Origin of the sequence: Gluconacetobacter sacchari (genome assembly GCF_014174255.1) — a bacterium.
Classification (GTDB): domain Bacteria; phylum Pseudomonadota; class Alphaproteobacteria; order Acetobacterales; family Acetobacteraceae; genus Gluconacetobacter; species Gluconacetobacter sacchari.
This window is the reverse complement of the sequence record NZ_JABEQJ010000012.1, coordinates 124,109-134,634: the sequence shown is the minus strand read 5'-3', so window position 1 is coordinate 134,634 and position 10,526 is coordinate 124,109. Positions and strand designations below refer to the sequence as shown.

Genomic DNA, 10,526 nt, shown 5'->3' with positions numbered 1-10,526 from the left:
TATTTGGGGAACGATCGTCCTGGCGGGGGCATGCCCCCGCCAGGACGATCCTCGGTCAAACTGGGGAAATTTCAGCCAGCCGTTTTGGGGAGATTACATCCAGCACTGACAGTTTTAACCGATTGGCTGTCGATAATGCCCACCGAAGGTGTCGCGCCTCGCCCGTCCTGCTCACGCGACAGGATCACGAGAATATGGTTCATGGCCTCCCATCGGCCCTCGCGGATCCAACGGTAGAAATAGCCCTGCACGGTCGTGAAAGCGGGAAAGTGGCGCGGCAATTGTTGCCACTGGCAGCCCGTGGTGACGATATAGAGGATCGCCTCCATGACGCGGCGCAAATCCGTACGTCGTGGCCTTCCCAGTCGCTTCCTCTCGGGCATCCGTGGCGCAATCAGCGCCCATTCCGCGTCGCGCAGGTCGCTTGCATACTCCAGATCCTCCCGGCGATACTGCGCTCGGGTAATTTCAGTCCAAGCCATCTGGATCTCATCAGGTTCTCGCAAAACCCATGGATCATAATCTGCTGAAATCACTCAACTCATTTCCGGTCAGACACTGAGGCCGACGGATCGGATGGTGCCTAGCAGGGCGAGGAGGTTGTTCCATGCGGTGCAGGCGGCGTCGATGATGTGGTCGACGTTGTCGAACACGGTGTTGGACAGCCAGTTGGCGCGCAAGAACTGCCAGAGGTTCTTGACCGGGTTCAGCTCCGGGGCGCGCGAGGGCAGGAAGATCAGGCTATTGAGTTCCACTGAGGATTGACCCGTTTGGGTTGGTAATTTCCGCCGAGAATTGACCCGTGTCTGACACTGCCCTGGCGCAACTGGCCGGGGGTAACGGGGGTGATCGACATGGAGTTATTGAGTGTGGTCTGCCGGTGGCATTGCCGGGATCATCTTCCGATCCGCGAGATCGAGCGCCGGACGGGGCTGTCGCGCAATACGATCCGGAAATATCTCCGGGCGGAAACGGTCGAGCCGAGTTTCAAGGTTTCGGCCCGTCCGAGCCGGCTTGATCCGTTTGTCGACACGCTACGGGGCTGGCTTGCCCAGGAGGCGGGGCGATCGCGCAAGCAGCGGCTTACGGGACGGCGGTTGCACGCGGATCTCGTGACCCTGGGCTATGACGGCTCGTATGGACGGGTTGCGGCCTTTATCCGGCAATGGAAGGCCAAGCAGCAAAGAGTGCTGCAGACGACAGGACGCGGGACATTCGTTCCCTTGCGCTTTCAGCCCGGAGAGGCCTTCCAGTTCGACTAGGACGAGGACTGGGCCGTCATCGGCGGTCGGCGGGGCAAGCTGCAAGTCGCCCATACCAAATTGTCTCATAGCCGAGCATTCATTCTGCGGGCGTATCCGCCACAGACGCACGAAATGCTATTCGACGCGCTGGCGGAAGCCTCTCGTCGAACATACCAAACGCGTCTCGCCGACCTGTCTCGTGCAGTTCGAGAGCAATCGCACCAGCGTGCCGGCCTCTTTTGCCAGTCGACCCGTCAAGCCTGCGCGTCTACCCTGAGCGACTGGTGATGGCCGCGGAAGGACATATCCTGTGTGAGCACGGCCGGATCGTCGAGCGAGCCCACGGCGTGCCGGGTCGCACGGTTTATGACTGGCGGCATTATCTCGCGGTGATCCAGCGCAAGCCGGGCGCGCTGCGCAACGGGGCGCCGTTTGCCGAATTGCCCGAGGCATTCCGGACGCTGCAAACCCATCTCCTGAAGCGACCAGGGGGCGACTGGGAGATGGTCGAGATCCTCGCCCTTGTCCTGCAGCATGACGAGCAGGCGGTGTTATGCGCCACTGAACTGGCGCTTGAAGACGGCGTGCCCACCAAAACCCACGTCCTCGATACGTTGCACCGTCTGACGGACGCGAAGAACACGAAAACGTCCCGGCTCGACGCACCTCAGGCCCTGGTGCTCGAGCGCGAGCCTCGAGCCGATACCAGACGATACGATGCCCTGCGCGGGGAGAACCGCCATGCGTCATGATCCGGCCGCCGGAGCCCTCGTGGTCATGCTGCGGGGCTTGCGTATGTATGGCATGGCCCAGGCCACGGCCGACCTCACCGAGCAGGGCGCGCCCGCTTTTGAGGCCGCAATCCCCGTCATCGCCCAGATCCTGAAGGCCGAACTTGCCGAGCGCGAGGTGCGCTCCATCTCCTATCAGACCAGGACGGCGAAATTTCCGGCCTGCAAGGACCTGGCTGGTTTCGACTTCTCGGTCGCCGAGATCAACGAAGCGATGGTCCGGCAGCTGCATGGAGGGGATTTCATCGACCGGGCCGACAATGTCGTGCTCATCGGTGGTCCAGGCACCGGCACGACGCATGTCGCCACAGCCCTCGCGGTCCACGCGATCGAACATCACCGCAAAAAGGTCCGGTTCTGGTCCACAGTGGATCTGGTGAATGCCCTGTAGCAGGAAAAGGCCGCCAACCGTGCCGGTCAGATTGCCGAACGCCTCCTGAGGCTCGACCTCGTCATCCTCGACGAGCTCGGCTATCTGCCGTTCAGCGCGTCAGGCGGTGCCCTGCTGTTCCATCTGCTCAGCCGGCTCTACGAACGCACCAGCGTCATCATCACGACCAATCTGAGTTTCGGCGAATGGGGGGACGTCTTCGGCGATCCCAAAATGACGACCGCTCTGCTCGACCGCCTGACCCATCATTGCCATATCCTCGAGACCGGAAACGACAGCTACAGGTTCCGGGCCAGCGCCAGCGCACCCAGGAGCAGGAGGGATAAAACAACCGCTTGACCCTCTCCTCGATCAGGGAGGAAATACCAAACGGACGGAGCATTTCTCAATGAAAACCCCGGGTCAGATTTCAACGGAAATCAACAATGTGGCTCAGTGCCGCGCTCATTGACCAGCCAGGCCAGGTTCGGGGCGTCGCCATACACAGTGTCGGCCGCCAGGCGTGCTGGCCAGATATCGAACCGGGCCTGCACACGCTCGATCATGCAACGCTGGGCCGTGATTTCGGCCGGGCGCACCGCGGTCGTGGCCTCAACGTCCATGATGACGGCATGGTCCAGATCGATCAGGTAGTTCGTACTGTAGGCAAAGAACGCTCGTTCCGGCGTGGCGGCAGTGAAGCGGGCGCCCCGATCCGTCGGCGCCAGCTTCTTCGGCACGACAGGCGTCGCGGCACCGAACGCGGCATCGTCTAGCGTTTCCAGATATTCCCGCACGGCGCTGCCGGCCGCATCGGGCGATAGTCCGTCGTCTCCGGAGACGGCCCGCTGCCGGTCGACATCGGCGCGGATCAGACTGGCGTCGACACCGAAACTCTCGCCGCCCACCAGTTTCTCGGCGATGCAGCGTCGAACAGTGGTTTCAAAGACCTGCCATAGCAAATCACTCTCGCGGAAGCCGCCATGCCTGTTCTTGGAAAACGTCGAGTGATCCGCCACGGCGCCCTCCACTCCGAGGCGGCAGAACCGCCGATAGGCGAGGTTCAGTTGGACCTCCTCACACAACCGCCGCTCGGAGTGGACACCCATGCAGTAGCCGATGATCAGCATGCGGATCAGCAGTTCCGGGTCGATCTAGGGGCGGCCGGTGTCGCTATAGAATGGTTGCAGGTGCGTACGAACCGCCGTCAGGTCTACGAAACGGTCGATCAGGCGCCGCATGTGGCGCTCAGGGACATGCCGCTGGAGGCTGAACGCGTAGAACAACGCCTCCAGCATCCCGGTCCGCTCGCCCATCATCCGCATCGCCCTCCATCCCGGGCGGCCACCGAATCAGCGAGCAGCGATTACCGCAAGGCAGGGTTTTTCAACACAATCGCCCCGATAGTGGGCATCCGGATAAAACTGATGGGCGGTGAGGCACGACTCTATAAATTTTCTTTTGAACAAAATAATCCGTGCATTGCCCAATATAATTATCACGCATTTAGTTCGTTATTTTTCAGACTAAACGATCTACTCCCGCCGATAATGGCATCTGCAGCGGGAGTGATATTTATGACTGATACTTTATATATAAATTTAGTATAGAGCGAATATAGCCATTATACGACACTACGGTTTTGTATAATGGTATTGCGGAATAGGTCGATCGTAATATTTTCGTATTCTGCGTTGTGAACCAGGTAAAGCGTCCTGAATGCTCTCGGCTCAAAACTACGAGTTCGGAGATCGATCATATCTAGTTGCGTGAGCGCGCTCTGCGGCATAATAGTGATACCCACCCCGTTGCGGACCATCTCTATTGCCGTATCACTCCGGTAGCTGAGTATTTTGTTCTGAAGGATATCGGAATTTCTAATACATTCATTATATACGATTTCGCACCCTGAATTCACCAGAACCAGAACTTCATCAGCTATTTCTTCAATTCTAACGGACATTGTCCGCAAGCTACTATGTCCACGCGGCAGCACCGCAAAGAGCTCCTCCGTTCCCAAATTAAATCTCGCGAGGTCTGGGGAAAAGACTGCCGTTATACCTACGTCCGCAACGCCGACTTTGACCCAGTCGATCACCTCGACATGACTTCCCTCAAAAACCATTATTTTTATGTTTGGAAACAATTTGGTGAAGCGTCGGAGGGCATCGGACATAACACCGTCAATCGCGCTTGGTACACTCGCCACCCGTAGGTGAAGGGGATCGTCTGTGGAAGCACCCGAGCAAAGGGTTCGGATTTCCGCAGATGCGGCCACGGCGATCTCTGCTAAGTCAATTACGTTTTGACCGATCGCAGTGGGTTCCACGCTGTCTCGTGTGCGGGCCAACAGCGAAACCTCGAGTGTTCGCTCAAGAGTAATTATTCCCTGGCTGACCGCTGATTGAGTCATATTGAGTTTTCTTGCTGCCGCACTGATATTTTTCAGGTTGGCTACCATTATTAGCATGCGGAGCTGAGACAACGTTATATTAGCATTGTTCTTGATCCGTCGCATTGCATTCCCTGCCTTAGAAATTGATAGAACACGGAATTTGGCCGGCTCAATCGAGACGACGACAACAAAAATGTCGGCAAGCTGTAATGAATCAGGCTTTCAGCGGGGCTTCATGTTAGTTTTCAGTTAGTTGTATTCGTACCCGTCCGTATGTTCTCGATTGCGTAGTCTGTGTTGATGCAGTTTTGTTGGGCGAATAGACGCATGGGATTCGGGGAGTAAATCCGGTCCGGCAGTGGCGTGCGTTGCGCCGGGTGGCAGCGTCACGCGGGTTTCGCGCCAGCACGATATCAGCCGGGCCTCGCTGTGGAGTTGGCGTCGGCAATTTCCCGGGCGCGGCTGCCTGCTCCGGCGCCGGTCTTTCATCTGGTGGAGGTATAGTGCCGCAAAACGCCGTGACACATGCGATGATCGCGCTCCACTTTCCGGATGGGACAGGGATGAACATTTACCGTGATCGGGATGCTGCGGGACTGTCAGGAATTTCGTGTGCGAGGCGTTGTTCACTATGTTGATCAGACGGTGGCGCGGGCGAAGCGGTCACCGAAGAGAATGGCGAACTGTGCCTTTGTCATGGACCATTCCCTTGGGGGGCATGATCCATTCTTTCTCGGCCCGGTTCAAGGCCAGGAAGAGGAGCTTGAGGGCCGCGTCGTCATTGGGGAAATGCCCCCTGGCCCGGACGGGCCGCCGCAGCTTGGCATTCAGCGCCTCTATGGCATTGGTGGTGTAGATCAATTTTCGGACTTCGGCGGGAAAGGCATAGAACGGAATGACCTCCTCCCAGGCCCGCTCCCAGGACTGGACGATCGCCGCGTATTTCCGGCCCCAGGAGCTTTCGGCAAAGGCGGCCAGGGCAGCTTTTCCGGCTTCGGCGTCCACCGCACGGTAGATATCCTTCAGAGCCGTGGCTACGGATTTGCGATCTTTCCAGGCGACGAAATCCAGCGAATGGAGCAGCCGATGCACGATGCAGGTCTGCGCCAGGGCTTCGGGGAAGACGGCGCGGATGGCGTCTGGAAAGCCCTTGAGCCCGTCGACCACGGCCAGCAGCATATCCTCGACGCCGCGATGGCGCAGTTCGTTCATGACGCGGAGCCAGAACTTGGCGCCCTCGTTCTGCTCGATCCACAGGCCGAGGACCTCCTTGGTGCCGTCGGCGCGCACCCCCAGGGCGATATGCACCGGCTTGTTGCGCACGACGCTTTCGTCGCGGATCTTCACCCGCAGGGCATCGAAGAACACCACCGGATAGACCGCTTCCAGCGGCCGGTTCTGCCAGGCTGCCACCTCGTCCAGCACGGCGTCGGTGATGACGCTGATCAGGTCCGGTGAGGCCTCCATGCCATAGATCTCAAGCAGATGGCCCTGGATCTCGCGCACGCTCATGCCGCGCGCATACAGCGAGATGATCCGGTCGTCGAAACCGGGAAACCGCCGCCGGTAGCGCGCGATCAGTTGCGGATCGAACGTTCCCGCCCGATCACGCGGGATGTCCAGCCGCACCCGGCCCCCATCCGTCAGCACCGTCTTCTGCCCGTAGCCGTTGCGGCAGTTCGGGCGACCAGCCACAGCCTCACCGTCCAGATGGTGATCCAGCTCGGCGTTGAGCAACCGCTCCGCCAGCGCCTTCTTCATATCGCCCAGAAGGGCGTCCGCGTCCGACATCGTGCGGACCACGCGACCAGCCAGAACCTGGTCCAGTACGTCGTCAGGGATCACCGGCTTCTTGCGTCGGGCCATGATGCTTCTCCTTCCCCAGCATCACACCAAACACACGAAATTCAGGATAGGCCCGATGCTGTGCTGGCCCAGCGCAGCACCCTCGTTCTGCGCGGATGTCCACCGTCACCGCGTCGGGTACCAGGGCGTAGCTGTCGCACAAGACATCGGCCAGGACATACCTCAGGCGGGCAAGGTCGGAGACTGTTATCCCCCACAAGATGACCGCGAATAAAGCTTGCTCTACATCGAGATGCCTGCTTGTCGATCTCGGGACAGCTCCCAGCCAACTGTGCCGCTGGCCTGGACTACCCCCGCAACAACCTTGCCAACTTGCCTCTCGATCGCCGGCGTCCACGGCACAAGCTGGTAGCCCAGCCCGTTGTCGATCATCGCGTAACGCCCAGACGCCAGCGCAAGGCGCTTGCGATAGACACCGGCCACGTTATCGCCAGGAACAACCACGTCGAAGGATTTTCCCTCCTGCCGGGCAAGCCTTTCGCTCACTGCCCTTACCTCCCGATCCCGAAGCGTGGCAAGCAAACCACGCTCGAATCTCACGCGTTCGCCTTCCCGATGCGCAAGCCCTTCGCGCTCCAGATGATCGACGCGGCGGCGCATGGCCTCATGCACATCCGCGCCAAATCCACCGCCCAGTTCGGGTGGCTCCTTCGCGACTGCCTGCCGGTCCAACCACGTCGCCCCCTGGGCCTCCACCTGCTGTTCCAGCGTGAAGTCCGAGCGCACAGCCAGCGCTACGCGCCCTCGCCCCTTTGCATCATTGAACCGTCGTAGTTCGACGATCGCTCCCATGGGAGCATCCGTTGTTGCCTCCAGGCTCGGGAGACGTACATGATGCGTACGCCCATCGATCCCGTCCACCACCGCGAAGGCCGTGCCTTTCAGTTCGTCATCGAGCCCGCGCCCGACCAGCTTGCCGATGACGGGATGCTCGGTTTCCTCGCTCGCCAGCACCCAAGAGGATTGCGGGCGTTCGACGCCATGCTCGGCAAGACCACGGTGGATCCGTTTGATGATATCGTTGCGCTGCCCCATCTCGCGCAGCGTGGCCTCCGCGTGCTCCTCCAGCGCCCACCGGCCCGGCTCGATCTGCTGTGCCAATCCGAGCCCCTCCAGGCGCCGGAGGCGACCGACCTTGAGCACCTCGAACGTATCAGGCCGGCGATCCGGTGAAGGACGCATGTCGATGATCCCATGCTCATTCGCATCGCGCTGAAGCTGCCGATCAAGTTGCGTCCAGCGATCCGCCTCGACCTGACGTTCGACGGCACGCCTGATCTCAATGTCGTTGCGTACCCCAAGTTCGCGCGTGACGAGTTCCTGCGCACGACCCCGCATGCCTTCGCGGATGTAATCGCGCGAGATCACCAGGTCCTCGCCGTCCTGCGCCTTGCCGCGCACGATGACATGGACGTGCGGATGTTCGGTGTTCCAATGGTCCACGGCCGCCCAGTCGAGCTTCGTTCCGAGATCATGCTCAGCCTGCTCCATGAGATCGCGCGTGAAACGCTTCAGATCCTGCATCTCCACCGCGTCGTCCGGGGAGACGATGAAGCGGAAATGGTGGCGATCATCGGCACAGCGTTCGGCGAAGGCTTTGGGATCGACCTCGTCCTGCTCCGGGCCGAACAGCTTTGCCTTTTCGCCGTCCTTCGTAACACCCTCCCGGCGCAGATACCGCAGATGCGGGGTCAGCGGCGCTGTGCGTGGTCCATGCTTCACGACGCGGGCCTTGATCACTACCCCACGTGATCGGCTGGTGAGGAAGCGGTTGGCATGCGCACTCGCGACACGCCCACGCCCGAAGGTCGAACGACCTCCTCCACCGCTTCCCTGGCGTCCCCGGCCCATGCCCCCGGCACGCTGGGTTGCCGCCAGGGCCTGCGCGATGAAGGGACGTGCCCGTTGGGCACCAGGGGAACGGATGCGTCCGGGCCGGATCCGGAATTCATCGTCATTCTTCATGGAAATACCCGCGATGTGCGCGAAATGGCGGTAAACCGCCAGAAACGGGAACTGGCAGGCTTCAAAGAGCGGCGCACCTCGCAGAGGGCGACGAAAATCCGTAGAAATCCGCCACAAAACCACCCCCAACGGTGCCGCACCTCGCGGCTTTTATCCTGCCTATACGCTACCTCCTCCCCCAGCATCCCCACCAGCCCTTCCAAACCCGGACCAGGCCGCACGACGAGGGTGAGCAGGACCGAGCGGCTCATGGTTCCACCCTCCACCCAGCGGGGACGAAGAGTGCCGCAGGCCTGGCTGGAGCCATACTGTCGCCGACCTCAGCAGTATCGTTCATGACAGGATGGACAGGCCCGGCGAAAAGACCGCCGATGGCTACAGGAATGAGCGGCGACGTGTTGCCCGACAGCGGAGCAAAGCGGGCCGGAGCCGTCCCCGCGCCCATCAGCCGCACGACCGATGCAACATAGGCTCGCGTCTCATCGGGCAGCGGTCGACCCGTCGCGAGATGGTCGTCATAACGTCCCGGGCCTGCATTATAGGCGGCCAGGAAACCGACATCGCCGTAGCGATCATGCAGCCAGCGCAGATACGCGGCCCCTGCGATGACGTTGTCATGCGGGTCGAACGGATCGGCGCCGAGATTGAGGGTATGGCGCAGGTCACGCCACGTGCCGGGCATGATCTGCATCAGCCCCATGGCCCCCGCCGACGACACGGCATGCCGATCGCCGTCACTCTCGATGCGTAGCACGGCACGGATCCACGACGGCGGAATGGCAGCCTGCGCGGCGGCCTCCCGCACCAGCGCGTCGAGATCCTGCGCCTGTCCCGGAATGGGCGAGAGCGCCAGCGTGAGCCCGAACCGGGCGACCGCCAGGACGCCCCTTCGACAGAAAGCGGGCGCCCCCATCAGAAGTCCTCCGGTATGAGCAGATCGAGCGGCGGGTCATCCGGGCCTTGCTTCGGCGGCGATAGGGACATCTGCGGGAGGACGAACTTCCGGCGCCATGACTCCCATGCCCGCGTCACCGCTCCGGTCCCGGGATAGAGATCGTCCAGCGCGTCGTCCGGACGGGCGCCCAGCAACTCGAAGGCCCAGTGACACACGGCCTCGGGTTTCGCGCCGGTCAATCCCCGACGGAGCGTAATGCTCTCCTGAATCCAGTCCCGCATGACCAGGCGAGGGCTGACAACAGGACGACGCGCCGCCTTGATGATGACCGGCTCCCACGCATAGGCGACCGGGACGTTGCGTTTGAAGGCGGCGAAGCCCTTCACCCAGGCCATCCAGCGCGCGCCTGTGGCCTCGACCAGTGGTGCCAACACGGCGATCGACGCCGGTGTCGCGGCAGCATGCAGGACCCAGCCGTCGTATGCCGCGTCGAGATGCCGCACGAGGGCTGCATGATCGACCTCGCCTGCGTAGTCCGGCTGTCCGCGATAGAGATGCGCGCAATTGACATAAGGGGGATCGGCATAGCCGAGCCGGAGACGGGGGAGTGTCATGCCCGGCCTCCCTGACGCTTCGTGGCGCGCGTCCAGACAAGGTTCCAGACGCGGCCACCACGACCGGCCTGAAACAGGGTGGCGCGGATCGGCTGAGCGAGCGAGGGGTCGTCCAGCAGCACCGAGACGTATTCCCCGGCGCGTTCGCCGGTGCGGGTCCAGCCGGCCCCGATCTCCGGCGCTTCGGCACTGTCACCGAGATGAATGCGGTAATCGGGCGCGTTCTCCGCGTCCGCATTCCCGGTACTTACGAAGGTCAGTTCCGCGTCGAGGGCGAGCGTGTGCAGGCGGCCGGCGAAGCCGTTCGCCGTGCGCGTGAAGACACCGATCTGGCTCATGGGCTGAACGCTTTCCTGTCGAGAATTGAGATGATGGAGGACAACGTC

Annotated in this window: 6 protein-coding genes and 6 pseudogenes; 3 read left to right on the top strand and 9 right to left on the bottom strand. The window is 61.4% G+C overall.

Features of this window, described 5'->3' with window-relative positions; all coding sequences use genetic code 11:
• Window positions 1–98 precede the first annotated feature (98 nt).
• Window positions 99–482 (bottom strand): annotated as a pseudogene (locus HLH48_RS11015) (IS5 family transposase); the annotation flags it as partial.
• Between the two features lie 69 nt (window positions 483–551).
• Window positions 552–743 (bottom strand): annotated as a pseudogene (locus tag HLH48_RS11010) (transposase); the annotation flags it as partial.
• Window positions 744–854: 111 nt separating this feature from the next.
• Between HLH48_RS11010 and HLH48_RS11005 the strand changes: the two are divergent.
• Window positions 855–1,996 (top strand): annotated as a pseudogene (locus tag HLH48_RS11005) (Mu transposase domain-containing protein).
• Window positions 1,986–2,765 (top strand): annotated as a pseudogene (gene istB, locus HLH48_RS11000) (IS21-like element helper ATPase IstB). The pseudogenes HLH48_RS11005 and istB overlap by 11 nt, the downstream one beginning before the upstream one ends.
• Before the next feature lie 86 nt (window positions 2,766–2,851).
• Here istB and HLH48_RS10995 read toward each other — a convergent pair.
• Both HLH48_RS10995 and HLH48_RS10990 read right to left on the bottom strand, forming a co-directional pair.
• Window positions 2,852–3,724: pseudogene (locus tag HLH48_RS10995) on the bottom strand (transposase); the annotation flags it as partial.
• Window positions 3,725–4,029: 305 nt separating this feature from the next.
• Window positions 4,030–4,923, bottom strand: a complete 894-nt coding sequence (locus HLH48_RS10990) for a LysR family transcriptional regulator (protein ID WP_264812238.1) — start codon at window positions 4,921–4,923, stop codon at window positions 4,030–4,032.
• Window positions 4,924–5,158: 235 nt separating this feature from the next.
• Here HLH48_RS10990 and HLH48_RS23775 point away from each other — a divergent pair, with 235 nt between their 5' ends.
• Window positions 5,159–5,380 (top strand): transposase, encoded by a 222-nt coding sequence (locus HLH48_RS23775; RefSeq protein WP_182997545.1) that lies wholly within the window; start codon window positions 5,159–5,161, stop codon window positions 5,378–5,380.
• 58 nt (window positions 5,381–5,438) lie between these two features.
• Here HLH48_RS23775 and HLH48_RS10980 read toward each other — a convergent pair.
• The 5 genes and pseudogenes from HLH48_RS10980 to HLH48_RS10960 all read right to left on the bottom strand — a co-directional run bounded on the left by HLH48_RS10980 (window position 5,439) and on the right by HLH48_RS10960 (window position 10,478).
• Window positions 5,439–6,666, bottom strand: a pseudogene (locus HLH48_RS10980) (IS256 family transposase).
• A gap of 222 nt (window positions 6,667–6,888) precedes the next feature.
• Window positions 6,889–8,631 carry a relaxase/mobilization nuclease domain-containing protein gene (locus HLH48_RS10975; RefSeq protein WP_182997562.1) on the bottom strand — a complete coding sequence of 581 codons (1,743 nt, stop codon included), beginning with the start codon at window positions 8,629–8,631 and terminating at the stop codon, window positions 6,889–6,891.
• A 247-nt stretch (window positions 8,632–8,878) separates the two neighbouring features.
• The gene (locus tag HLH48_RS10970) at window positions 8,879–9,544 is read right to left on the bottom strand and encodes a lytic transglycosylase domain-containing protein (protein WP_182997544.1); all 666 of its coding nucleotides are present in this window, start codon (window positions 9,542–9,544) and stop codon (window positions 8,879–8,881) included.
• Window positions 9,544–10,140 carry a hypothetical protein gene (locus tag HLH48_RS10965; protein ID WP_182997543.1) on the bottom strand — a complete coding sequence of 199 codons (597 nt, stop codon included), beginning with the start codon at window positions 10,138–10,140 and terminating at the stop codon, window positions 9,544–9,546. The genes HLH48_RS10970 and HLH48_RS10965 overlap by 1 nt, the downstream gene beginning before the upstream one ends.
• The gene (locus tag HLH48_RS10960) at window positions 10,137–10,478 is read right to left on the bottom strand and encodes a DUF736 domain-containing protein (RefSeq protein ID WP_182997542.1); all 342 of its coding nucleotides are present in this window, start codon (window positions 10,476–10,478) and stop codon (window positions 10,137–10,139) included. Before HLH48_RS10960 ends, HLH48_RS10965 begins: the two co-directional genes overlap by 4 nt.
• Between the last annotated feature and the right edge of the window lie 48 nt (window positions 10,479–10,526).